Here is a 23,307-nt window from a genome sequence, read left to right on the forward strand (position 1 = left end):
GTCCTTTCGGTGGTGCAGTGGTGCGGTGGTGTGGAGGATCGGGGTTCAGCCCAGGGTGGAGGCGGTGTGACGGATGGATTGGCCTGCTTCATGGAGCGCCGAGAGCTCGTGGTCTGACAGCTCGGGCAGGGTGGCGCGGGGCCGGCCGTCCTCCAGGTGTGTGGGGAGTGCCATGAAGGTCTCGGGAAGACCTTCGATGCCCGAGGTGGAGACCGTGGTGATGACCTGTTGACCGGCGGCCAGGGAACGGACGAGGTGCATGACGCCGGTGCCGCTGGCCCAACCGGAGCTGCGCCCCGGTTTGAGTCGGGACCACCGCTCGAACCAGCCGTCGACGTCGGCCCGTACCCGGTCGACGGCACCGTCCGGCCAGGCGACGGGTTCGCCGTTGACGCGCACCGTGGAGAAGACCGGAACCTGGCCCTTGCCGTGCTCGCCCAGGACGCTGGCCGTCACCGAGGTGACTTCCGTGCCGAGCTCCCGGGCGATGGCCAGCCTGAACCGGGCGGAGTCGTTCAGGGCGTAGCCGATCAACCGTTCTGCGGTGAAGCCGTGTTCGCGGTGCAACCAGTCGGCCAGGATGTCCACGGGATTGGTCAGCAGCAGCACCAGGCCCTCGTCGCCGGCCTCTCGGCGGATCTGCTCCGCCAGCGAGGCGAGCAGATGCGCGTTCGCCGCCAGGAACTCGCGCCGGTCGCCGTCCGGGGTCTCCGGCAGGGAGGCGGCCACGACCACGAGGTCGGCGTGTTGTTCTGGAGAGCCAGCAAGGATGCGGGGGCGGTCGACGCCCAACACCGCCTGAGCATCGGAGAGGTCGATCCGGTGCGCCTCGACGAGGTTGTCCCGGCGGTCCTGCAGGTACAGCTCCCGGCCGATCCCCTGGGTGGCCAGGGAGGCGGCGGCCGAGGAGCCGACCAGGCCGGCTGCGCCGATGATGGAGATCCGTTCGGGCCAGGAGGGCGTGCGGGCGCTCATGCGATCCGGTACTTCGAGAAGGTCTCGTCGGTGAACTCGATCCCGTGACCGGCCGCCGTCGGGACCATCGCCCGTCCGTTGGCGATTTCCAGCCGGTTGGTGGTGTACGGCTCGAGGAAGGGGAAGTACTCGACGTAGACGGTGCTGTTCGTGGTGGCGGCCAGATGGATGTTGAGGTCGGTCATCAGGTGGGGGGCGAAGCCCACGCCGTGCGACTCGGCCAGGTGCATGATCCGCACCATCTCGGTGACGCCGCCGACCATGCAGACATTGGGCTGGACCATGGTGAAGGCCCGTTCGGTGACGTAGTCCAGGAACTCTGCGGAGCTGCAGTGGTGCTCTCCCCCGACAATGGGCATGGGCAACTGCCGCGCCAGTTCTACGTGGGAGCGCCGGTCCGTGTACACGACGGGCTCCTCGAACCAGAAGATGTCATGCTCGGCCAGCTTGCGGCCCAGCGACAGTGCGCTGGAATAACTGAGGCGTTCGTTGGCATCGATCATGATTTTCACGTGCTCGCCCAAGGCCGAGCGGACGGCGGCAATGCGCGCGGGGTCCTCGTCCAGGTCCCGGCCCACACGGATCTTGACGGCGTCGAAGCCGGAGTCCACGTACTCCTGGGAGAGCCGGACCAGTTCATCCACAGAGAGGCGGCCGCCGGCCTTCCCGGATCCGTACACGGGGACGTCGTCCGTGATCTGGCCGATCTCGGCGGCCAGTGAGTGGCCGTTCGACTTGGCCTTGAGGTCCCACAGGGCGATATCGATGCTGGCCATCGCGAACCGGTTGATGCCGGTGCCCATCCGATGTGTGAGATCCTCCATCGCATTCCAGATCCGCTCGGGCTGCGAGGCGTTCTGTCCGCAGAGGTACGGGACCAGGAGGTCGTCGAGCAGGGCCTTGACGGAAGTGCCGCCGGCATGGTCGGTGATGAAGCTGTATCCCATCCCGGTGAGTCCCTCGGAATGGACCGTCACCCCGATCAGCTCATGGTGGGCATCGTCGAAGTCGGCCGTTTCCCGCAGGAAGGGCACCCGCAGGATCCAGGTGTCGATGTTCTCAATCTTCATGCCGCTCGTTTCGTGATGGTGCTGGCGATTTGCGCCGTGAGATGGAACAATGATGTTCCAGGTGGCACAAATGATCGTGTCTCACGTCACACTGTCTGTCAACAGGTGCGGGCGAATTCCGGATACGCGTCCGGTTGACGACCGTGCTCTCACCCCAGGAGAGATGCCCATGCAGGTCGTCACCAACACCCTTCGCGTTGTCGAATGCGTCATCATCCACCAGCCCGTGGGGGTATCGGAGATCGCCCGGCAGCTGGATCTGCCGAAGTCGTCGGTACAGAGGGCCCTCGAGGTCCTCCAGCGGAACGGCTGGCTCAAGCGGGACCGCACCAATCCACGGCAATGGATCCAGACCCCGCGCATCTGGACGCTGGCCCACGCCGGCCCGGGGCTCGAGATCCGCGAACTGACCTGGGAGGTCCAGCAGTGGCTGAACGAGAGAACCGATGAGAGCATCCACGTCACCCACCAGGAGGGGGACAACATCGTGGTCATCGACAGGGTGGAGTCAACGAAGTCGATCCGCGTGTTCGATCCCATCGGCACCACCGTGCCGATGCACCTCTCCGGATCAGGCCGGGCGCTTCTGGCGAGCTGGGACACGTCCGATCTGCAGGCGTACATAGACCGTCAACTGGCTGCGCTGCCTGCCGAACAGCGTCCGGATCCGGAGCATCTCCTGGCCGAGGTGGACGAGATCCGGGGCCGAGGCTTCTCGGTCAACCGCGGCAGCTGGCGTTCGGAGATCTCAGGGGTGGGCATTGCCCTGCCGCTGGCCGGGCCGGGGAATCAGGCCGAATACGGATTGGCCATCGCCATTCCCAGTCACCGTTTCGAGGAGGACAAGGTCGTGTACTACGGCGAGCTCGTGGAGGAGGGGCGTGATCGAATCCTGGCTGCGGCTGGTCTCCGTCCGATGGCCTGACGGTGCACGTCAACGGGCTGAACTCAAGGCGAGCCGCCGTTCCATCTGGTCGACGAACGGCCGGAGGCGGCGGGCCAGAGAGCGGGCATCCTCTGACCGACTGAGCCGCAGGTAAGGAACCGTGACGGTCACCGCGGCCACCGACTGCCCGGAGCCGTCCCGGACTGGCATGGCCAGTGCGGCCACTCCGGGCTGCGCCTCGCCGACCTGGATGGCCCAGTCTCGGTTCCGCACCTTCTTGATCTCTGCCTTGAGCTGGGCCCAGTCCTGGATCGTTCCCGGCTGGACCGTCTCCAGGGTGGCCTTCTGGTACCGGGCCTCCAGGTCGTCATCGGTCAGCCCGGCCAGCAACGCTCGCCCCGCCGCCGTGGCATGGGCCGGGGTCACGGTCCGGACCGGTCGGGCGATCCGCACCAGGTGGGTGCCTTCCTCCGTCAGGACGAACCGGATGTTCCGGCCCTCCAGGACGGCAAGGCTGGTGGTTTCCAGCAGACCCTCGGCCACCTGCCGCAGTACCCCGCCGAGGAGCGTCGGCAGGGTTGAGCCTCGCCTGACATCGGCGGCGATGTGCCGCAGTGCGGGTCCGACGGTGTAAGCGCCGTTGCGTAATGGCTGGTCGAGAAAGCCCGCATCTGCGCAGGTCCGCAGCAGTCGATGCGCCATGGAGGGGCTGACCTGGAGGGACCCGGCCACTTCGGTGAGGGTCACTTCGCCCCTGGACGCCACGAGGCGGACAAGGTGGAGGGCGCGGTCAACGGTCTGCAACATGGCCATCGGATTTCCTCATATCGGAAAGAATGTCACGGGTGATCGGTGTCACACAAGAGGTCCCATCGACTGAAGGGTGTGCCTCGTTTCGGAGGGGTTCCTGTGGGAGGAAAAGCGGCCGGAATCCGTTGTCGATTTCCCGAATCCGGCCTTTACTTCTGGAATCACCCGCTCCCGTCCCTGACAAAGGAAGCACCATGACCTCCCACGCTGCATCCCTCCCCTCGCAGATTCGTTGGGGCTTGGCCACTGCACTCGTGGCCGGCACCCTGGCTTTGGCCGGTTGCGGCTCCGGGTCGCCGACCGGGGCGGAGGGCTCCGCCACGGACACGGGCGCGAACTCCGCCACGTCGGGCTCCGGTGAGCTCACCCGCATCTCCGTCGGTACCATCGCCATCGCGTCTTCTACCGAGCTGCGCTACGGCGTGGCCGAGGGAATCTTCGAGGAGCACGGCTTGGACGTTGAGCTCGTCGAGGGACAGGGCGGTGCGGCATTGTTGCCGGCTGTCCAGAACGGGTCCATGCAGTTCGCTGTGGGTAACCCCATGTCCGTGCTGACCGCGGCGGACCAAGGGCTTCCCATGAAGGTCGTCTCCGGGTATTCGTGGTCGGCCGCCGAGGGAGAGGACATCAACGCCGTCATCGCCCGCAAGGATTCCGGCATCACCGGGTTCGAGGACCTGGAGGACCAGACCGTATCCGTGAATGCCGTCCACACCCTCGGCGACCTCTCGATCATGGAGTCCACGGAGATGGCCGGGGGAGACCCGGAGAAGATCAACTTCAACGAGATGCCGTTCCCGGACATGCTCGCCCAGTTGGAGCAGGGGAACGTGGATGCCGTCTGGCTGCCGGAACCGTTCATGGGCCGGGCATTGGCCGATCCCAAGAACGTCGTCGTCGGGTATCCGAACCAGGAGGTCATGGACGGGATGCCCTTGACCATTGCCTTTACCAGCGAGGCGGTGGCGGAGGAGAGCCCGGAACTCGTGACCTCCTTCCAAGAGGCGCTGACGGAATCCGCCGAGCGTGCCGCCGAGGACGAAGAAGGAGTCCGGGCCATGCTGCCCGAGTTCCTGAAGATGGACGAGGAGACGGCCCAGTCGATCAGGCTGGAGCCGGCACATACGGACCTGCCGGTCTCGACGATGCAGACCATCTATGACCTCATGCTCAAGTACGGCATGGCCGAGAACCCGCTGGACGTCGAATCCCTCTACGTCCAGCCGTAAGTCCCCTGCCGTCCGGACCGCCATCGCCACCTTGGAGGAGTACGAATGAAAGTTGCTGTGATCGGAGCAGGCATCGGAGGGTTGGCCGCGGTGGCCGCCCTGCGGCGGCGTGGCGTCGAGGCCGAGGTGTTCGAGCAGGCCCGGGCGCTCGGGGAGATCGGGGCGGGGATCTCGCTCGCGTCCAACGGTTGGCGTCTGCTGGAGCGCCTCGGTCTGCTGCCGCAGATCGAGCGGGTCGGCTCGCACCTGGACCAGGGGTATTTCCAGCTGCGTGAGGACGGCTCATTCATCTCCACGCTCCGCGAGCCCGGTGCCGCGTGGGATCGCCGGGTCTTCGGGGTGCACCGTGCCGATCTGATCGAGGTGCTGGCCACGGCGCTGCCGAGCTCCGTGATCCATACCGGTCGCCGCCTGCTCGAGCTCGAGCAGGATGACTCGGGCGTGCGTCTGCGTTTCGAGAACGGTGAGACGGTCCGAGCCGATGTGGTGATCGGCGCAGACGGCATCCACTCCGTCGTCCGCCGCCACGTCGTCGGGAAGGTTGCCGCCCCGCGTTCCTCCGGGACCGCGGCCTACCGTGCCCTGGTGCCCGTCACGGGGCCGGATGACTGGGAATGGGGCACCTCGAAGATGTGGATCGGCCCGGGGAAGCACTTCCTGGTGTACCCGATCCGTGCCGACCGGCTGATCAATGTGGTCGCGGTGGTCCCCGCCCACGGGGGCGAGCGGGACTCCTGGACGGCTCCCGGGGATCCGGTGCAGCTCGCGGCGGAGTTCGCCGGCTGGGATCCCGTGGTCACCGGGCTGATCGAACGTGTGACGGACACATTCCAGTGGGGGCTGTTCGACAGGCCGCCGCTGACCAGCTGGACCAGCGGACGGCTCGCCCTGCTGGGCGACGCCGCCCACGCCATGCTGCCCCACCTCGGCCAGGGCGGCAGTCAGACCATTGAGGACGCCTTCGCCCTGGGCGCCGCGCTCGAAGGGTCCACCGTGGCGGACGCCCCCGCGGCCCTGGAGCAGTACCAGGCGTTGCGCCTGGAGCGGGCGAATGCCGTGCAGCTGGCATCCCTGGAGGCGGGGCATCTCTACGATTCGGTGGTCGAGGAGGAGTACGACGCGCGGGATGAGAGGATCCGGCGCATGGCGCCGTTCTACGGATGGCTGGGCAACCATGACGCGGACTCGCTGGTGGCGCCGCCCCTGGCGCCGTCACGCTGAGGAGATCACCTCCGCAACTGAGGCCGGCCGGCGGGACCGCCGGCCGGTGCCGATAGAGGACCTCCACACCTGAAGGAGCCGCGCCTATGGCCCAGGAACTGATGCACCACACCGGCCACGAGTCCACACAGGACGTGGTGGTGGAGATGCAGGACGCCGTCCTCACCATCACCCTCAATCGCTCTGCGAAGAAGAACGCGCTGACTGAGGCGATGTACGGCATGCTTGCCGACGCGATCGAACGAGCGGACTCGGACGCCGCAGTCCGGGTGGTCCTGCTCCGCGCCGAGGGTGACATCTTCAGTGCCGGCAATGACCTCGCGGACTTCAGCCGCCTGGCCGAACAGATTGCCGGCACCCCTGCCGACCAGACAGCTACCGAGCCCGCCGGGGTGGCTACGACCGAGTCGGCGGACCCCACCGGGCCGAGCGCGCCGGCGTCGGGCATCACCGGACAGATGAACGTGTGGCGGTTCCTGCACGCGCTGGCCGCCTGCACCACGCCGATGGTGGCAGCGGTGCAGGGCAAGGCCGTGGGCGTGGGGACCACCATGCTGCTGCACGCCGACTACGTGGTGTTGGCAGAGGACGCCCAGTTGATCACCCCGTTCGTGGACCTGGCCCTTGTCCCGGAGGCCGCGTCCACCCTGCTGTTGCCCCAGCGGATCGGCCACGTGCGGGCCTTCGCGATGTTTTCGCTCGCCGAGCCATTGGACGCCGCGGAGGCCGTGGCCACCGGCCTGGCGAATCGGATGGTCCCGGCGGATGCGTTGCAGGACACGGCATGGCAGGTTGCCGCAGCGCTCGCCACCAAGCCGGCGGGCTCGCTGACCGCCACCAAGCGCCTCATGCGGGATGCGGCGGCGGTGAGCCCGGTGATCGACCGCGAGGTCGCCGTGTTCACGGAGCTCCTGGCCGGTCCGGAGGCCCGCGAGGCCTTTGCGGCCTTTGCCAAGCGGCGCTCCCCAGACTTCTCCCGATTCTCCTGACATTCCCATCGGAGGCAACCCCATGACCGAGAACACCGGCCGCCCCGACTCCGAACGGTCCCTGGCCGGGATCGACATCGTGGTGAACAACGCCAGTGCCATCGACCTGTCCAATACGGCCGAGCTGCCGATGAAGAAGTATGACCTCATGCAGGACATCAACACCCGGGGCTCGTTCCTACTGGCCCAGACGGCGCTGCCCTGGCTGGAAAAGTCAGCGGCCCGGTCCCGCACCCGGGAGACCCTGGAGCGGGACCTGTTCCTGGACGGCTAATCCACAGCGAGGGGGTCACGGCATGCCCTCCAGCCACGTGGACGGACGGGCTCCCTCTAAGGGAGGTCAGCCCTCCAGATTCAGCACGATCGACTTGGTCTGCAGGTACTCGTTCAGGCCTTCAGGGCCGTTCTCCCGTCCCCAACCGGAGGCCTTGACGCCACCGAAGGGAACCGCCGGGTCCATTAGGCCCCAGCCGTTGATCCAGACGATTCCGGCCTTCAGGCGTCGGGACACCCGTTGACCCCTCACCACGTCGCCGGTCTGAACGCCCGCTGCCAAGCCGTACGGAGTTCCGTTCGCCGCCTCGATGACGGCCTCCTCGGTGTCGAAGGGCTGCACCGTGAGTACCGGACCGAAGACCTCTCGCGCCACCGCCGGATGGTCCTCCCGCACGTCCGCCAGGACCGTGGCCGGATAGAAGTATCCCGGCCGATCGGGATCGGGGTCCCCTCCGGCGATCAGGCGCGCTCCGGCGGCAACGGTCTCTGAGACCAGCGCAGCGACCCTGTCGAACTGCTTGCGGCTGATCAGGGGGCCGAATACCGACTCCGGACGGGTGATGTCTCCCCAGGGAATGCCCGCGACGGCCTGCGAGAGCCGTTCGATGACCTGCTCGTAGACCGGGCGTTCGACGTACAACCGGGAGCCGGCCATGCAGAACTGACCCGCATTGAAGACGAAGGCCTGGATCACCGTGTTGATGGCGCGGTCGAGATCCGCGTCCGCAAACAGGATGTTCGCCGAATTCCCGCCTAGTTCTGACACGACCGGCCGCAGGTTCTTCCCTGCATGGCTGGCCACACGGGCCCCCACCTCGGTGGATCCCGTGAAGGCCACCTTGTCGACCTCCGGATGCCCCACCAAATGGTCACCCAGTTCGGAGCCGACGCCCGTGATGACGTTGAAGACACCATCCGGGATGCCCGCCTCCTGGAGGATTTCGGCCACCATCAGCGAGGAGAGCGGTGTGTCGTCGGCGGGCTTGAGGACCACCGAATTGCCGGCGGCAAGGGCCGGGGCGATCTTGGAAGTGGACAGAATCAGGGGGAAGTTGAACGGGGTGATGGCCGCGACGACGCCCAGCGGCTCACGCCGCACATAGGCGTGGACGTTCCCCGGAGTCTCCCGGACGGCCCCGTCGAGCTGCTGGGCCAACATGGCGTAGTACTCGAACGTTTCGGCCGCACCGTTCACGTCGACGGCTGTGGCCATGGTGATCGGCTTGCCGGCGTCCTGGCTCTCGATCTGCCCCAGGCGCTGGGAGCGCAACCGGATCAGGCGGCCGACCTCGAGGAGGATCCGGGCCCGTTCACGTCCCGAGAGGCCGGACCACACCCCGGAGTCGAAGGTGGCTCGGGCTGCGCCGGCGGCGGCGTCTACATCTGCGGTGGTGGCGCGGGCGACGTCGGTCAGTTTCTTCCCGGTGGCGGGTGCCTCGACGGCCATGAGGCCGCCTCCGGCGGCGGCCCGCCATCGTCCGGCGATGAAGAGTTGGCCGGTGGGGAAGAGGTTCTCGCCGACGTGCGGTGTGGTTTCAGTGACAGTCATGCTGGGCATCCTTCACGGTTGAGGTGGGCAGGGGGGGTAGCCCAATGCTTGATGAGTCCCCGGATGTTCTTGCCGGCCTTCAGGTCCACGTACCCCTCGTTGATCTCTTCCAGGGCGTAGGTGCGGGTGATCAGGGAGTCGAGCACCAACTGTCCCTGCATGTAGAGGGAGAGCAGGCGCGGTATGTCATAGGTGGGGTTGCAGTCGCCGAAGAGGGTGCCGCGGAGTGTCTTCTTGAACAACGCCAGGATGGTGCCGGGTACCGCGACGGAGGTCTCTTCGAGGACCCCCATGCTGGTGACGACCGCGGTCCCGCCCTTGCGGATGGCCTCGAAGGCGGCCGTGGTCACAGATTCCTCGAGGTGCCCCACGGTCACGATCGCCTTGTCCGCGCCGATGCCGAGGGTGAGGTCCCTGGCGAGGTCGGCCGCCGCGGCGGCATCCGCGGCCACGTGCGTGGCCCCCAGTTGTTGGGCCATCTCCCTCTTGAACGGCTCCGGATCCACGGCGATGATGTTCGAGGCACCCGCGTGGCGGGCCCCCTGGACGGCGTTGGAGCCGATCCCCCCGACTCCGTAGACGATCACGGTCTCACCGGCACGGACGTCAGCGGCATAGACCGCCGAACCCCACCCGGAGGGGACGCCACAGCTGACCAGAGCGGCCTTGTCCAAGGGGATGTCCTTCGGGATAGGGACCACCGAGTTCTGGTGGACCACGCCGTGTTCACTGAAGGTGCCGAGGGAGTTCATGCCACCGTATTGGCCGTGCTCCCCGGTGTAGACGAAGCGATCCCCGGGCAGGTTGCCTACCAGCGCGTTCGCACCCAGGTCGCACAGGGCCTGCTGACCGGTGGCACACCAGCGGCACGTACCGCAGTTGGGGATGAAGGAGCAGACCACGTGGTCTCCCTCCTTGACCCGCGTTACTCCCGGACCGGTTTTCTGGACGACGGCCGAGCCCTCGTGCCCGCCGACGAGTGGAAGCCTCGCTTGGGAATCCCCCTGCAAGATGTGCAGATCCGAGTGACACAGGCCCGAGTAGGCATATCGGATCAGGACCTCGCCGGGGCCGGGCTCGTCCAGATCGAGCTCCTCGATCTGGAACCGCTTCCCGGGTTCCACGATGACGGCCGCTAGGGTCTTCACATTGCCTCCTGGTGGGTCACCCAACGTTCAAGCTCACTCCAACCGACTTCGCTGAAATGTGATCCATGTCGCTGTGAACCCTAGGCTGGCGCCTGGGAGGTTGCAATGGCACTTTCGTCCAGGGAAAGGCCGGGCCCGGCGGAGACCCTGGAACGGGACCTCTTCCTGGACGGGCGAGCGCTGCTCAGAGCAGCCCGTGGTGGCCACGGCCACCTGCCTCCTGCGGTCGGTTGTTCCGGGCGTGCGAAGGCACAGGCTAGCAAGCCATCCGAACCGTAGAGAGGGTGGGTCTGCGGCACCGTTGGACCAGTCACCACCGGGCCAACAGCTGTACGCCATCCGTCAGTACTCCCAGGAGCGCCGCCCCCATGCCGGCCACTGCCACCAGCGAGACCACCACGGCCACGGTCCACTCGCGTCGCGATCCAGTAGGGCCCAACACCGGGAGCTTCATCCGCCCACCGGAGCTCCACAGGGCGCGGACCAACGGAGTCCTCGGCAGGGAGCGCGGTGGCCGCAGCTTGAGGGGCCAGAAGGGGTTGCAACCACCGTCGGTCAGCATGTCCCCGGCGATGTGGGCCGCGGCCCCCACCGCAACGGCGAGAACGAACCAGGATCCCTGGTCCCCGAATCCGAGCGCCGTCATCGCGCCCAGTGGAACCGCGAACAGCCAGGGCGCTCTCTGCGCCCGGTCGGGCATGAACGTCAGGGCCTTTACGGCGAAGGAGGCCAGAAGGACGGTTCCGAGTCCGGCGCCGACCTGGACGGTGCCAGCGGCGGTGGGCATGGCCAGCAGGGCCAGCAGCCAGGCCAACAGGGTGAAAACGGCCAGGCCGAGCAGTGAGTGGGTGCCATTGCGGTGCCCGCCGGCGCTCCTGCCGACGGCCGCGCAGATCCACTCGGACACCGGGGGCAGCGAATGGGCGATCGACGCCCTGCGGTGATCGGCGTCCGGCAGCAGTGCTGCCCCGGCTGCCACGACCGCGCCGGTCAGGATGCCGAGGTCTGTGATCCCCGGGAGCAGTCCGAAGCCCAGCGGGATCGCCTCGGGCAACACCACCGCCGAGCCTGGGCCCAACAGTCCGACGCCGGTCAGCGGCCCGAGCGGTACGGCATGGTCCGCGGCGATCAGCACCCAGCCTGCGGCTCCACAAGCGGCATGGTGCGGTCCCATCATGCGGTGTTCCTTCCTGGCGGGCCTCCGAGAAGGCGGCGAGGGAGGGCCAGCTGTCGATTCGCCAGCGATCTAGTTAACCACGCCGCGTCCGTGAAGCGGCTGAGAAGGCGGCTGCGGAGGAAGCGGCACGGGAGGTTGAGGCCAAGAAGGCAGCTGAAGACAGGGTGGCCGAAGAGAAGGGCGCTGCCGATCGAGCTGCACAGGCTGAGGCTGATCGGCAAGCGGCGGCTGAAGCCGAAAGGAAGGCCACGCGGGAACGCGAAGCGGCACCTGCGCCGGTGCCAACGAAAGCGCCAGAACCAACGCGCGCCCCGGCGTCGGCCTTCTATGCCAACTGCGACGCCGCCCGTGCCGCAGGCGCGGCACCGGTCTACCGGGGCGATCCGGGCTATAGCAAGAAACTGGACCGCGACGGAGACGGAGTCGGCTGCGAGTGATCACTCGTAGCATCAGACGCTCTACTATCGTTCTCGGCCTTCTGGTGGGGCTCGGTGTGGTGGGCTGCGGCGTCCACGACGTCGCAGCGCCGTCATCTGCCCCTCTGGTGATCGGTTCCGAGGTGCCGCGCCTGGAACCGATCATCATCGGGTCAGAAGCACCTGGCACACCCCTCGCGCCATCAACCAGTCCTTCAATCGTGCCGGTCGAGGAGAGCCACGCGACTGGAGCAGCTGTGGAGGAGGCGCGTGGTGAAACGAGCACTGTGCTCGTCCAATTGGAGGCCATCCCCGTCAAGGGGCGTGCACCCCAGACCGGATACGACCGCGACCTGTTCGGCAGTGGTTGGCAAGATCCTGACGGTAATGGCTGCGACGCCCGCAATGACGTCCTCGGCCGGGACCTGACGGAGACGATCTCGAAACCGGGCACCCACGGTTGCGTCATCACCTCGGGCGTTCTCCATGACCCGTTCACGGCGCAGACCATCGATTTCGTCCGTGGACAGGACACCAGCACCCACGTGCAGATCGACCACGTGGTGGCACTGTCGGATGCGTGGCAGAAGGGTGCTCAGCTCATGGAGCCGGACGAACGCGCCGAGTTCGCCAATGATCCGTTGAACCTTCTCGCCGTGGACGGTCCCACGAATGCGGCCAAGGGTGACGGTGACGCCGCGACGTGGCTCCCTCCAAACTACGCCTACAGGTGCGACTATGTCGCGCGACAGTCAGCGGTGAAGGCCAAGCACGGCCTGTGGATGACTCAGGCTGAACACGAGGCCATCCGGCGGATCGTCACCACGCAGTGTCCCGCACAAAAGGTCGCGACGGAGTAGGGCCCCGTTGGTCAGAACATCCCGGCGATCCGGCCGACGATGGCCAGAACCACGAAGATGAAGACCAGCGCGAGGATGACCACGAGCCAGGTCTTGTTCTTGGCACCCACGCCGGGCTGGTCGACGTCGAGCTCGTTATTGGTGGGCCCTACTCCTAGGCCTTCCGCGGGCGGAGTGTCGCCGTCAATGCTGTAGCCCGAGTCCTCATGCGTCGCGTCGGCCGCCTTGTCGCGGTCGCTGCGTGCATCGTCGGGATTGGTATCTGTCACGGAGGCCTGCCTTCGGGCGTTGGTCGTGCGGGGCGTGTTTAGGGCCAGGCTAGCAAGGCGGGCAGTTCCTGGAGACTGATTTCCTGTCTACGTTCGTCACGAACCTACGGTGGCCCGGTGCCCGCCGGACCTTTCACCTAGGCGGGTTTAGTGGCCTTGGCGTCGAGCCAGAGCACGTCCGACTCGTCACGGTGCGAGCCGGTGGTTCCCACGTGCTTCGCGTCGATCTGTGGGCCCTTCTTGATGACATGGACCAGGGCCATCCCGTGGCCACGGCCGAGCCCGTAGTCGGCCTTGAGCCAGTCGAGGATTACGCCCGCCTTGACCGAGGCGTCATCATAGCCGCGGCTCTGCGCGATCTCGAGCAGATGGCGCGGGGTGAGGCCGGTCTTCTCCTCGATGGTGTCGAGGTAGGCCTGAAAAGACATGGTGGCTCCTGGGTCAGGTGTCCGCAGAGTGGTGGGCACCATTGTCTGCCATGCCGCGACCGTCCGCTACATCATCGACCTCGTCGCGCCAGTCTGCTCACTGATCTGGCGCACGTACCGGACCACGAGGTTCAAGAATCCCGCGATGGAGATCAGCGTCACGAGCGCGAAAATCAAGGAGGCCACGCACAGGATGACGAAGAAGTTGAGGCCATAGCCCTCCAGCCCGAAGTAGAACGGGACCACAGAGGCTGCGCCGCCGGTGATGATGGAGCCGATAGTCCCTACGGCAAACCAGCTGCCGACGCTGTCCGACATGGTGGAAGCACATCCGTTCTGTGGAGTGTTGGGTGCGATCAAATGAGTAGAGGAAGGTACCGAAACCTGGGGCACGGCACCGCTGGAGAGGAACGACGGCGGCCCCACCGGCCCGCTGTCAGCGGAACCGGTGGGGAGGGCCCGGTCAGCCCGGGCCGGTCGGACTACAGCCCCGTCTGGCTCACACCATACTGAGCCTGCTCGGCGCTGAAGCCCTCGAAGACCAGCTGGTCGATCAGCCCCTGGCGGGAGAATGAGGTGTAGTCCAGATAGTTCTCGGCGGACTTGGCTGCCTGCTCGTTCCAGTCGACTTCCACGCGATCCACAGCCCACGTCGCATCAGCGGTCGAGTAGTCCTCGAACTCCAGCTGGCCGATGAGCCCGGTCCGGGAGAAGGCCGTGTAGCCGAGGTAGTTCTCGGCTGCCCGCAGCGCGTTCTGCTGGCTCAAAGTGCCGCGTTCGGCTTCGGCTTCAGCCTCTGCTGCGGCTTCCTCGGCTGCCCGGGCCTCTTCTGCTGCCTTAGCCTCTTCCGCGGCTTTCTGGGAGGCCTTTGCCTCTTCGGCTTCTTTGGCCTCGGCTTCTGCCTTCGCGGACGCCTCGGCCTCCTGCGCCGCCTCGTCTTCCGCGGACGCGGTGGCCTCGGCGAGCTGAACGTCCTCCGTGGTGGATGGGCTCGAGGTGGCAGCCGTCGGGTCGGTGTCTTCACCACCGCCGCCGGCAATACCGATGGCGATGAACAGGGCCAGGATCCCGGCAGGGATGATGGCGCGCTTCTTCTTGTACCAGGGTCGGGTGGCCCGGGCGGCTGCCTTGGCGGCCTTGCCGTCAGTCGGGGTGCCGCCGGTGTTGGGCTCCTGGGGGTATCCGTAGGGTGAGTGCTGGTTCTGGGTCATGGGAAGGTCCTTCATGAGGATCGCGAGGGAAGCGATAGACGGTGCGAACCGGTGCAGCGGAGGGGTTCCGCCGTGCCGGCTCTCCGGATCTGCCGGAACAGAGGCCGAGGGACTCCTCCAGATGAGGGGATCGACCTGTGCTGAACCTTACGGATGGGGGTGGACGCGATAAGGAAGGATGCCACCGGCATGCGCACACCCGAGAGGCTGTTGTATGCGAGGCGGGGACGAATGCTCACGGAACCGCTGTTGCGTGAGCGTCTTCCATCAGAGAGTCACGGACGTGGTCAACCGTCGCGTTCGAGGAGGACACCCACGATGCGGGGGGCAAAGTAGCGACGACGGTAGCTGCTGTCCGGGTCAAGGACCTGCAGGACTCCCACCTCCACCAGCTGGTCGATGATCTTGCGCGCTCCACCAGTGGACAGCCCCAGCTCGCGAGCGGCGATCGTCGCGGTGAAGGTTGGTTGCGCGGTAGCCAGGTCGACCATGGCGCGGGCGCTTTCCGATCGGATCGTGGAGGACCGGACGGTGTCCTTCAGCTCGGCTTGGACGGTGCCGAGGCGCAGCATCTGCCGGTGGGTCGAGACCGCCGCCTGATCCAGTCCCTGGGCGAAGAACCGAAGGAAGGAATCCCAGTCGCCGTCGGTGCTGACGCGGAGCAGATGGTCGTAGTAGTCCGTTCGGCGGGCCTCGAACCAGGGGGAGACTGTCAGGGTCGGCTCGCTGAGCAGTCCCAAGGCCAGCAGGTCCATGACGATGAGATATCGCCCCAAGCGCCCATTGCCGTCCCGGTACGGATGGAGGGTCTCGAACTGGTAGTGGGCCATGCCGGCCTTGATGAGGGGATCGATCCTGCCGGTGTGGTCGGCGGCCTTCCACGTCATCAGCTCGTCGACGCCGGCGGCCAACTGGTCGCCCGGGGGAGCAGGAACGAACCGGGCAGCCTCGATGGGAAGCGCACCGGGCTTCGCCCCTTCCTGCCTGCCGATGACGACCTGGCTGTGCCGAAGCCGACCGGACTCCGCGTCGAGAGGCGTGCCCGACATCAGGATGTCCTGCAGCTCGTTGAGCAACGTCCTGGACAGGGAACGTCCCGTGGCCTGTGCTGCGTAGCCGTGGTTGGCCATGCGCACGTAGTTGAGGATCTCCCGCATCTCGGGGGTGGCCGCAAGCTCGACGTCGGCGGTCACGACGTCGGACAGCGGTGCGTAGGTGCCCTCCAGGGCCGATGTGCTCTGGGCCTCCTGGCGCAGTGTCGGCTGGCGGAGTAGTTGTGGGTTGGGCAGGTGCCGTGCCGTGTTGTCCAAGGCGGCCAGCGCAGAGCGGGCGTTGCCCAAGGACAGTACGGTGTCCATGGACAAAGGGGGCATGGAGTCCGGGAGCCCATGGGGGAGAAAGGCCTTGTGCTCCCATGAACCCAGAGCAGGGTCGGAACCACGAACGGTGATGAGATCGCCTGTCGCCTGCTCGCCGAAAAGTGTCAGATCCACATGCTCACACTACGGGCCTTTCGTGACCATGTCAGCCATCAATGCTCACAAACCGGTCAATCTGTCATCATTTCGCGCCTTGACGCGACACCACGGCTTCGATCGGTGACCCTCACTCGGGAAGGAGCAGGCCGCTCTCATCCTTTCGGCCCCCGCCCAGCCCTGCTTGGCGCGGGCCGGGGATTCACTAGCCAGGGTGGCGTCGGATCATCCCGGTCAGCGGCCGAGGAACTCCTGGAGGCCGGCCAGGTCGTCGGTGTTGATGTGGTCCACGCCGGCGGCCTCGAGCTCCGCCCAGAGGTTCTCGCGGGCCTGTCCGGCGATGTCGTTCGTGGCCCAGAACCGGACCCGGTAGCCGGCGGCGTGGGCCGTCTCCACGTACTCGTACAGGCGCTCGCGCTCGATGGCCGCCATCTCGCCCACGCCCTGCCAGGTGAACAGCTTGGTCCAGTTCTCACTGACCAGCGGCATGAACTCCGGATCCATCCCTGAGGCCAGGTCTGTGGACCGGCCGTCGTAGGCGGAGTAGCGGGTGTCGGCGGACTGCATGTCCGCCAGCGGGCGGTTGCCGCTGATGACGGCCTCGACCGCCCGGTCCTTGACCTGCCCGTTCTTGTAGCGGGTGATGAACTGAGAGTGCTCGGCGAGCTCGTCCTCGATCGCGGCCCAGGTGGCAGGGCCCTCGCTCTTGATGTCGATCAGGAGCTGGAAGTCTCCGTCGTAGCCGGGGTAGAGCTGCTTGCCGTTGGGGGAGACCAGCTCGGACAGCGGCTCGAGGTAAGCCTCCTCCAGGGTGGGGGCGTCGTCGAGTTCCCAGGAGTCGTGGGCCACGAGCAGCTCGCCTTCCACGAGCCAGACGTCCGCCTCCACGGAGGTGAAACCGTGCTCCAGGGCGTCCAGCAGCGGGCGCTCGTGCTCGTAGTCGTTGTGGGCGTGAGCCTGAGCCAGCGGGGTGCCCAGCGTGATCGCGGGAGCCGTGGCGGTCGCTGCGGTGGCGGCCTGTGGGCTGGCCAACAGGAGCGCGACGGCGGCGCCGGAACCGAGCGTGCGGAGGAGGGACTTCATGGCGTGGGGACCTTCCGGTGGGGAACAGGACCCCTCGATCCTTCATCTGCCGGGTATCTGCCACAGTGCCCCGCCGTGAATATCAGGGCAACAGCGGGTGACGACGCCCGGTGCCCGTCGCCTGGGCTCAGCGGATGGTCAGTGGCGTGGTCGGATACCGGCTGTTACCGAACGACCATCTTATTGGATTTGGTGCGGTTGCACTTCCAACAGAGCGTCTGCAGGTTCTCGATAGTCGAAAGGCCACCCTTGGAAACGGGGACGATGTGGTCAACTTCGAGCAGGAGGTGGGGTTCCTTGGTAAGAGAGATCGAGCAGTTCTGACACGTGTGGTTGTCGCGACCCTTGATGAAATTTCGAAGTCGGGCCGTCATGAGGGCCCGCTGCCCTGCCGCGCTGCGCTTGAACTTGATCTTTTCGGAGAGCCGCTCAGAAAGCGCATCAATGGTTCTTGTGTCCAGCTTGATTGTCGTCTGCTGCGAGCTGTTGCCACCCGCACTGACATACTCAAACTTGTAGATGGGGTAGGGGACGCTGATGGGGGAGAGCTTGACTCCGGCATGCTGCATGAACTCTTCCGCGTAGTACTCCAGGATGAATGCCGGCGGGACGAAAGATTTTGTGATGCTCTTTTCTCGTTGCTTCAGATTGATGACCGCGTTCTCAAGCTGGGCGATTTCCGATCCCAGAGCTTCTACTTCAGCTAGTCGCGGTTCCTCGGCTTTGATGTTGAAATACTTCATCAGGTACTTGATGGGGTCTGCTTTGGCGTTGCGGACCACCTGGAGAGAAGAGTTGTGCACGTTGGATGCCTTGTACTGCGCTACATTGCGGTCACGGCGGTAGTTGTGAGTGCTGGTGTTCTCAAAGGCCGCAAGGTGCGATTGGGAGCCCGTAGACGAAATGCCGAGTGCGAAGGTGCCGCGGTTGCGGATCTCGGACGTGTAAGCGGCGATCTCGTTGTGCTCGGCCACGCAGGAAGCGATCTCCGACTTCTTCTGCTGAAATTCTTCGCTGGCGAAATACTTGTTCTTGCGTACGTCCCGAATGATTCCTGGAAGCACTGCCGCGGCCACCACGATGACGATGACGATCAGCGCGATGTACCAGTACTCAACGATGAAGACTAGAATGGCTGCGATGAGGCCAATGGCGATGAGGTAAGGCAAAGCATTCTCCTGTCAGGGCGAGGGGAGGGGGATCTCTAATCGCGGGACCCAGTTCCGCGTGAGGTCATCAGGGGTGTTGTATGCGCTGGTACAGACCGGGCAGAGCCTTGCCAACTGCGTGGCGAAGTCTCGATGGTGGAACATCCTTCGCGGCAGAGAACGAGCAGATACCTCAAGGCATTACTCTAGGTTAAGGCCTTTCTGGCGATTCAGATCTTTCCAGGTCACGACGTTTTCTGCGGATCACTTGAAGTGTTTCGTAGTTCCAGTCAATGGAGTGCAGGTCACGCGGACAGTGACCGCTCTAGATGCTCACGAACACCCTTGGCCATGCGCCTCCTGCCGAAGGTCCGCAGGATCCGGCGGCGGTGTGCGTCGTCGGAATCCGCGGGGTACTTGCCCCGGAGGAAGGCGGAGGCGTTGCGAATCTCCTGTGGGGCGATGCCCTCGAACCAGCGGTTCGCGGCGCTCGAGTTCGGGCGGAACTCTGTCCACCCGGTCGGGTTCAGGTCGGCGGAGCGGCGCCGGTTGGAGGCCTCAAGCGATGACCAGCCTGCGACCTCCGACGTCTATAGGGATAAGGTTCGCGCATCTGATTAGACGTCATTCGAAATGTCGTACTGCCATGTCCATCCAGTTCCATCCATGAACCATGGGCGATGCGCGATCTCACCCTTGGTGTCGCTGACCTCCAAGATCACTGAACCCAGTGCTTTCTCGGCAGAGCCGATCTGATAGGGAATTTGGCCGCTCTCATCGAGACACATTTGAGTTGCACCTGAATCGATGGAGTTCATTCTTGTCCCATTACTGGCGAATCCATGCCAATCGTTATGGAACATCAAGCTGGCGGGCGAGGCCCCTGACTCCTCAAAGACCTCACGCATCTCTTTGGTGGTCTCGACTTCTAGGTCCACTTGCAGAAAGTAGTTGCCGTCGGCAGGTGCGTCCGAGTATGTAGATGTGCAGACCCCTGGATTGATGCCGGTTATCTTGAACTGAAAGATATTCGGCGCATCCGGATCATTAGGGTTTTCCATGCCTGCTACCTCACCGACTGCCTTGATGAGATCGCCGCGGTCATTCTCGTTCCGTGTGGGTGACGGGCTGGCACTTGCGGATGCGGATGCGGTTGCTTCGGCGCCGGCTGGTTCCACGCTGAACGAGGTCGGACCGGACTGGGGTTCGGCGTTGCCGCAGGAGGCGAGGAGGGCGGTGGCGCTGGCGGCCAGGGACAGTGCGAGGGCGCGGCGAAGTAGGCGCATGAGATACCCCTTTGAGAAGAGTGACGGTGGGAAACTGCGGTGGAGATGAAACCAGCTTAGGAAGGTGAGCGGACTGGATAAGAACGTGTCCTGGAAATCGTCATAAAGGACGACACAGGTCGAACATCGGAGGCTTTCTCCATGACAGGAGATGGCCTTGGGCCACAATGGACACCATGACCATTTCCTCGGACACCGTTGTCCCTGCCGGTACCGATCATCACGCCGTCACGTTCGCTGAGCTGCTGGACCGGCTGGTGTATTCAGGGCTTAGCGAGCAGGAGCAGGGACGACGGTTCGAGCGGCTAGCCAAACGCTTTCTTGAGGTTGAGCCAAAGTACGCCGACCAGTTCTCGGACGTGTGGTTGTGGAACGAATGGCCCGGCCGGGACGGCAAGCCAGATACCGGCGTTGATATCGTCGCCAAGGACCGGTACACAGGTGAGCTGACGGGCATCCAGGCGAAGTTCTATCCGCCGGAGAAGAAGCTGCAGAAGGGGCAGATCGATTCCTTCTTCACTCAGCTTGGCAAGGTGGATTTCGCCCAGGGAATGGTGGTCAATACCAGCATCGAGTGGTCCAAGCATGCCGAGGACGCACTGCAAGATCAATCCAAGCCGGTCACCACCCTCGGGATCAATGAGCTGACCGATTCCACGATCGACTGGTCCCAGTTCACCTTCGAGAACCCCGAACGGCTGGTCCAGAGCCCGAAGAAGGAACCGCGCAAATACCAGCGGGAAGCTATCGACGACGTCATCAAGGGGTTCGAGACCGACGACCGTGGCCGGCTGATCATGGCCTGTGGCACGGGCAAGACCTTCACCTCGCTAAAGCTGGTGGAGGAGATGGTCCCAGTCGGTGGTTCCGTCCTGTTCCTGGTCCCGTCTATCGCATTGCTCCAGCAGACACTGAACGAGTGGACCGCGCAGTCGGAAACCCGGATCCGAGCCTTCGCCGTTTGCTCTGATTCGTCGGTGGGCAAGAACGTCAGCGAGGACATCTCCGCAGTTGAAATCGGTTTCCCTGCCACCACGGACCCGGTGAAGCTGGCCAACCGCTCGAAGATCAGCACCGGCCCGGACGCCATCACCGTGGTGTTCTCTACCTACCAGTCCATCGACGTGATCAACCAGGCCCAACAGATGGGCCTGGCCGATTTCGATCTGGTCATCAGCGACGAGGCGCACCGCACCACCGGCATCACCGAGCCCGGTCAGGACGGCTCCACCTTCACTGCCGTCCACGATCCCGCCAAGCTCAAGGCCGCCAAGCGCCTCTACATGACCGCGACTCCGCGCCTCTATGTCCAGGAGGCCAAAGCCAAGGCCGCCCAGGACGACGTAGCGGTGTACTCGATGGACGACGAGGCCACCTATGGCCCAGAGTTCCACCGTCTCGGCTTCGGCAAAGCCGTGGAGATGGGGCACCTGACTGACTACAAGGTCCTGGTCCTTGCCGTCAACGAGGACGCGGTTTCCCGTTCTTTCCAGTCCTTGTTCGCCGAGGACGCGGATTTGAAGCTGGACGACGCCGCCCGGATCGTGGGCTGCTGGAACGGGCTATCCAAGCGCAGCGTCAATGGGCAGAAGTTGGACATCCAGGACATCAAGCCCATGGGCCGCGCGGTGGCGTTCGCCCGGAACATCAAGGAGTCCAAGCGTCTGGCCGAGCAATTCGAATCGATCGGTCGCGAGCTACTCGCCAACCAATCCGACAGTGAAGAGCTTGGCCTGAAAATGGAAGCCGAGCACGTGGACGGCACCCATTCCATGCTCGAGCGCACCAAGAAGCTGGATTGGCTTAAGGAATCAACGGACGGCAACACAGTCCGGATTCTGTCGAACGCCAAGTGCCTGTCCGAGGGCGTGGACGTCCCCACCTTGGACTCGGTGCTGTTCCTGAACCCCCGCAACTCCCAGGTGGACGTCGTCCAGTCCGTGGGCCGGGTGATGCGCAAGGCAGAGGGCAAGGAATACGGATACATCATCCTGCCGATCGCGGTGCCGGCGGACCAGGACCCGGAGACCGCGCTGAATGACAACGCCCGGTACAAGGTGGTATGGGATGTACTTCAAGCCCTGCGTGCCCACGATGACCGCTTCGAAGCCATGGTCAACAAGATCGACCTGGGCGGGGCCACGGACCGCCTGGACGTCATCACCGTCAATGACCCCTTCAACCCCGACGACGGCGGGGCCCCCACCGAGGGAGACGACGCCGCCCAGCGAGGCAGCGCCGAGGCCCTGTTCCACCTGGCCAACGCCGCCGACTGGAAGGACGCGATCTACGCCCGGATGGTCCGCAAGGTCGGCGACCGCCGCTACTGGGAAGACTGGGCCAAGGACGTCAAGGACATCGCCGACCGGCACATCAGCCGGATCCGCGGGATCCTGGACGGCGAGGACCCCCGGCCACGGGAGGAGTTCGCGGGCTTCCTGACCGGGCTGCGCGGCAACCTCAACGACTCGATCACCGAGTCCGGGGCGATCGAGATGCTCTCCCAGCACCTGATCACCAAGCCCATCTTCGACGCCTTGTTCGAGGACTACGACTTCACCGCGCACAACCCGGTCTCCCAGGTGATGGAGTCCATGCTCGAGGTGCTGCAGTCCTATCACCTGGACTCCGAGGTGGACACCCTGGAGGACTTCTACCGGGGCGTGAGGATCCGCGCCGAGGGTATCACCAGTGCCGAGGGCAAGCAGAAGATCATCACCGAGCTCTACGAGCGGTTCTTCAAGCTGGCCTTTCCCCGTACCGCCGAGTCCCTGGGCATCGTCTATACGCCGCTGGAAGTAGTGGACTTCATTATCCGCGTCGTGGACGACGTGCTGCAGCAGGACTTCGGTGTTGGGATCACGGACGAGGGCGTGCACGTGCTCGACCCCTTCACTGGAACCGGCACCTTCATCGTTCGGCTGCTGCAGTCTGGCCGCATCCGACCGGAGGACCTGCTGCGCAAGTACACGCAAGAGCTGCACGCCAACGAGATCCTGCTGATGGCCTATTACATCGCGGCCCTGAACATTGAGGCCACCTTCCACGGCCTCCAGGTCGAACAACAGACCCACACCAACCCCGCACACGCCGCCGGACCGGTCGCCTCTCTGGAGGAGGCGGTGGTTCCAGAGGCGTGTGCCGAGGTGGTCGGTTCGGCCGACGGGGTCGGCTATGTGCCCTTCGACGGGATCGTGCTGACCGACACTTTCCAGATGACTGAGGAAGGTGACACCCTCGACGACCACGTCTTCACGTCGAATAACGACCGCGTCGTCGCCCAGAACCAGCTCGACATCCGAGTCATCATTGGCAACCCCCCTTACTCAGCGGGACAGACCTCTGGCAACGACAACAATGCCAATCTGAAGTACCCCACGCTGGATGAGTCCATCCGGTCGACCTATGCCGGGCGGTCCACGGCGACCCTGAAGAACTCTCTCTACGACTCCTATATCCGGGCCATCCGCTGGGCATCCAACCGCATCTTGATATCCGATCAGGGCGGTGTGGTCTGCTATGTCACCAATGGCGGTTACATCGACGGCAACACGGCTGATGGTCTCCGCCTGTCGTTGGCGGATGAATTTCATGACATCTACGTCTACAATCTCCGCGGCAATCAGCGCACGGCCGGAGAACAGAGCCGCAAGGAAGGCGGCAAAATCTTCGACGCCGGATCCCGGGCCACCGTGGCCATTCTCTTGCTCGTCAAGCGGCCCGGACCGGTAAATCAGGGCCAGCTGCACTACAAGGACATCGGCGACTACCTCACCCGCGACGAGAAACTCCAACTCGTCG

Annotated in this window: 21 protein-coding genes and 1 pseudogene; 8 read left to right on the forward strand and 14 right to left on the reverse strand. The window is 65.0% G+C overall.

Annotated elements, in window-relative coordinates; genetic code table 11:
• Positions 1 to 45: 45 nt before the first annotated feature.
• On the reverse strand, positions 46 to 975 hold the full coding sequence (locus tag ABD134_RS10490) for a malate dehydrogenase (protein ID WP_344229241.1): 930 nt from the start codon (positions 973 to 975) through the stop codon (positions 46 to 48).
• Complete coding sequence (locus ABD134_RS10495; RefSeq protein ID WP_344229243.1) at positions 972 to 2,045, reverse strand: mandelate racemase/muconate lactonizing enzyme family protein; 1,074 nt, start codon at positions 2,043 to 2,045, stop codon at positions 972 to 974. The genes ABD134_RS10490 and ABD134_RS10495 overlap by 4 nt, the downstream gene beginning before the upstream one ends.
• Positions 2,046 to 2,208: 163 nt before the next feature.
• Between ABD134_RS10495 and ABD134_RS10500 the strand changes: the two genes are divergently transcribed.
• The gene (locus ABD134_RS10500) at positions 2,209 to 2,970 is read left to right on the forward strand and encodes an IclR family transcriptional regulator (protein ID WP_344229245.1); all 762 of its coding nucleotides are present in this window, start codon (positions 2,209 to 2,211) and stop codon (positions 2,968 to 2,970) included.
• A 9-nt stretch (positions 2,971 to 2,979) separates the two neighbouring features.
• On the opposite strand, the gene ABD134_RS10505 is transcribed toward ABD134_RS10500, so the two are convergent.
• Positions 2,980 to 3,744 carry an IclR family transcriptional regulator gene (locus ABD134_RS10505; protein ID WP_344229247.1) on the reverse strand — a complete coding sequence of 255 codons (765 nt, stop codon included), beginning with the start codon at positions 3,742 to 3,744 and terminating at the stop codon, positions 2,980 to 2,982.
• A 191-nt stretch (positions 3,745 to 3,935) separates the two neighbouring features.
• Between ABD134_RS10505 and ABD134_RS10510 the strand changes: the two genes are divergently transcribed.
• From ABD134_RS10510 to ABD134_RS10525, 4 genes and pseudogenes are all read left to right on the forward strand, one after another.
• Positions 3,936 to 4,970, forward strand: a complete 1,035-nt coding sequence (locus ABD134_RS10510) for an ABC transporter substrate-binding protein (protein WP_344229248.1) — start codon at positions 3,936 to 3,938, stop codon at positions 4,968 to 4,970.
• A 45-nt stretch (positions 4,971 to 5,015) separates the two neighbouring features.
• The gene (locus tag ABD134_RS10515; RefSeq protein WP_344229250.1) at positions 5,016 to 6,191 is read left to right on the forward strand and encodes an FAD-dependent monooxygenase; all 1,176 of its coding nucleotides are present in this window, start codon (positions 5,016 to 5,018) and stop codon (positions 6,189 to 6,191) included.
• An 86-nt stretch (positions 6,192 to 6,277) separates the two neighbouring features.
• Positions 6,278 to 7,180 (forward strand): enoyl-CoA hydratase-related protein, encoded by a 903-nt coding sequence (locus ABD134_RS10520; protein WP_344229252.1) that lies wholly within the window; start codon positions 6,278 to 6,280, stop codon positions 7,178 to 7,180.
• A 67-nt stretch (positions 7,181 to 7,247) separates the two neighbouring features.
• A pseudogene (locus ABD134_RS10525) lies at positions 7,248 to 7,400 on the forward strand (SDR family NAD(P)-dependent oxidoreductase); the annotation flags it as partial.
• 120 nt (positions 7,401 to 7,520) lie between these two features.
• Here ABD134_RS10525 and ABD134_RS10530 read toward each other — a convergent pair.
• The 3 genes from ABD134_RS10530 to ABD134_RS10540 all read right to left on the reverse strand — a co-directional run bounded on the left by ABD134_RS10530 (position 7,521) and on the right by ABD134_RS10540 (position 11,330).
• Entirely contained in the window at positions 7,521 to 9,005 is a 1,485-nt protein-coding gene (locus ABD134_RS10530; protein ID WP_344229254.1) for an aldehyde dehydrogenase family protein, read from the reverse strand.
• Entirely contained in the window at positions 9,002 to 10,153 is a 1,152-nt protein-coding gene (locus ABD134_RS10535) for an NDMA-dependent alcohol dehydrogenase (RefSeq protein WP_344229255.1), read from the reverse strand. Before ABD134_RS10535 ends, ABD134_RS10530 begins: the two co-directional genes overlap by 4 nt.
• Positions 10,154 to 10,463: 310 nt before the next feature.
• Positions 10,464 to 11,330 (reverse strand): metal-dependent hydrolase, encoded by an 867-nt coding sequence (locus tag ABD134_RS10540; protein ID WP_344229256.1) that lies wholly within the window; start codon positions 11,328 to 11,330, stop codon positions 10,464 to 10,466.
• A 278-nt stretch (positions 11,331 to 11,608) separates the two neighbouring features.
• On the opposite strand from ABD134_RS10540, the gene ABD134_RS10545 reads away from it, so the two are divergent.
• Positions 11,609 to 11,767: an excalibur calcium-binding domain-containing protein gene (locus tag ABD134_RS10545; protein WP_344230849.1), complete on the forward strand. Its 159-nt coding sequence runs from the start codon at positions 11,609 to 11,611 to the stop codon at positions 11,765 to 11,767.
• A 236-nt stretch (positions 11,768 to 12,003) separates the two neighbouring features.
• Positions 12,004 to 12,606, forward strand: coding sequence for an HNH endonuclease family protein (locus tag ABD134_RS10550; protein ID WP_344229257.1), 603 nt, complete (start codon positions 12,004 to 12,006; stop codon positions 12,604 to 12,606).
• Between the two features lie 11 nt (positions 12,607 to 12,617).
• On the opposite strand, the gene ABD134_RS10555 is transcribed toward ABD134_RS10550, so the two are convergent.
• The 8 genes from ABD134_RS10555 to ABD134_RS10590 all read right to left on the reverse strand — a co-directional run bounded on the left by ABD134_RS10555 (position 12,618) and on the right by ABD134_RS10590 (position 19,506).
• Positions 12,618 to 12,875, reverse strand: a complete 258-nt coding sequence (locus tag ABD134_RS10555) for a DUF6480 family protein (RefSeq protein WP_344229259.1) — start codon at positions 12,873 to 12,875, stop codon at positions 12,618 to 12,620.
• Between the two features lie 137 nt (positions 12,876 to 13,012).
• Positions 13,013 to 13,303, reverse strand: coding sequence for a DUF4287 domain-containing protein (locus ABD134_RS10560; RefSeq protein ID WP_344229260.1), 291 nt, complete (start codon positions 13,301 to 13,303; stop codon positions 13,013 to 13,015).
• A gap of 66 nt (positions 13,304 to 13,369) precedes the next feature.
• Positions 13,370 to 13,621 (reverse strand): hypothetical protein, encoded by a 252-nt coding sequence (locus ABD134_RS10565; protein WP_344229261.1) that lies wholly within the window; start codon positions 13,619 to 13,621, stop codon positions 13,370 to 13,372.
• 164 nt (positions 13,622 to 13,785) lie between these two features.
• Positions 13,786 to 14,514 (reverse strand): Ltp family lipoprotein, encoded by a 729-nt coding sequence (locus ABD134_RS10570; protein WP_344229262.1) that lies wholly within the window; start codon positions 14,512 to 14,514, stop codon positions 13,786 to 13,788.
• 287 nt (positions 14,515 to 14,801) lie between these two features.
• A complete protein-coding gene (locus ABD134_RS10575) occupies positions 14,802 to 16,007 on the reverse strand; it encodes a Fic family protein (protein ID WP_344229263.1) in 1,206 nt (401 codons plus the stop codon).
• 216 nt (positions 16,008 to 16,223) lie between these two features.
• On the reverse strand, positions 16,224 to 17,072 hold the full coding sequence (locus ABD134_RS10580) for a phosphatidylinositol-specific phospholipase C/glycerophosphodiester phosphodiesterase family protein (RefSeq protein WP_344229264.1): 849 nt from the start codon (positions 17,070 to 17,072) through the stop codon (positions 16,224 to 16,226).
• A 164-nt stretch (positions 17,073 to 17,236) separates the two neighbouring features.
• Positions 17,237 to 18,241: an HNH endonuclease gene (locus ABD134_RS10585; RefSeq protein WP_344229266.1), complete on the reverse strand. Its 1,005-nt coding sequence runs from the start codon at positions 18,239 to 18,241 to the stop codon at positions 17,237 to 17,239.
• A 596-nt stretch (positions 18,242 to 18,837) separates the two neighbouring features.
• Positions 18,838 to 19,506: a hypothetical protein gene (locus tag ABD134_RS10590; protein WP_344229268.1), complete on the reverse strand. Its 669-nt coding sequence runs from the start codon at positions 19,504 to 19,506 to the stop codon at positions 18,838 to 18,840.
• Positions 19,507 to 19,682: 176 nt separating this feature from the next.
• Between ABD134_RS10590 and ABD134_RS10595 the strand changes: the two genes are divergently transcribed.
• Positions 19,683 to 23,307: restriction endonuclease (locus tag ABD134_RS10595; RefSeq protein WP_344229270.1), on the forward strand; the 3,625-nt coding region annotated here is incomplete at its 3' end.

The sequence above is a fragment of the Citricoccus alkalitolerans genome, from assembly GCF_039528175.1.
Lineage (GTDB): Bacteria > Actinomycetota > Actinomycetes > Actinomycetales > Micrococcaceae > Citricoccus > Citricoccus alkalitolerans.

What these genes read in the sequence shown, in the direction of transcription:
- ABD134_RS10490 (WP_344229241.1), bottom strand. Translation starts at nt 975, where the DNA reads ATGAGCGCCCGCACGCCCTCCTGGCCCGAACGGATCTCCATCATCGGC.
- ABD134_RS10495 (WP_344229243.1), bottom strand. Translation starts at nt 2,045, where the DNA reads ATGAAGATTGAGAACATCGACACCTGGATCCTGCGGGTGCCCTTCCTG.
- ABD134_RS10500 (WP_344229245.1), top strand. Translation starts at nt 2,209, where the DNA reads ATGCCCATGCAGGTCGTCACCAACACCCTTCGCGTTGTCGAATGCGTC.
- ABD134_RS10505 (WP_344229247.1), bottom strand. Translation starts at nt 3,744, where the DNA reads ATGGCCATGTTGCAGACCGTTGACCGCGCCCTCCACCTTGTCCGCCTC.
- ABD134_RS10510 (WP_344229248.1), top strand. Translation starts at nt 3,936, where the DNA reads ATGACCTCCCACGCTGCATCCCTCCCCTCGCAGATTCGTTGGGGCTTG.
- ABD134_RS10515 (WP_344229250.1), top strand. Translation starts at nt 5,016, where the DNA reads ATGAAAGTTGCTGTGATCGGAGCAGGCATCGGAGGGTTGGCCGCGGTG.
- ABD134_RS10520 (WP_344229252.1), top strand. Translation starts at nt 6,278, where the DNA reads ATGGCCCAGGAACTGATGCACCACACCGGCCACGAGTCCACACAGGAC.
- ABD134_RS10530 (WP_344229254.1), bottom strand. Translation starts at nt 9,005, where the DNA reads ATGACTGTCACTGAAACCACACCGCACGTCGGCGAGAACCTCTTCCCC.
- ABD134_RS10540 (WP_344229256.1), bottom strand. Translation starts at nt 11,330, where the DNA reads ATGATGGGACCGCACCATGCCGCTTGTGGAGCCGCAGGCTGGGTGCTG.
- ABD134_RS10560 (WP_344229260.1), bottom strand. Translation starts at nt 13,303, where the DNA reads ATGTCTTTTCAGGCCTACCTCGACACCATCGAGGAGAAGACCGGCCTC.
- ABD134_RS10565 (WP_344229261.1), bottom strand. Translation starts at nt 13,621, where the DNA reads ATGTCGGACAGCGTCGGCAGCTGGTTTGCCGTAGGGACTATCGGCTCC.
- ABD134_RS10570 (WP_344229262.1), bottom strand. Translation starts at nt 14,514, where the DNA reads ATGACCCAGAACCAGCACTCACCCTACGGATACCCCCAGGAGCCCAAC.
- ABD134_RS10580 (WP_344229264.1), bottom strand. Translation starts at nt 17,072, where the DNA reads ATGAAGTCCCTCCTCCGCACGCTCGGTTCCGGCGCCGCCGTCGCGCTC.
- ABD134_RS10590 (WP_344229268.1), bottom strand. Translation starts at nt 19,506, where the DNA reads ATGCGCCTACTTCGCCGCGCCCTCGCACTGTCCCTGGCCGCCAGCGCC.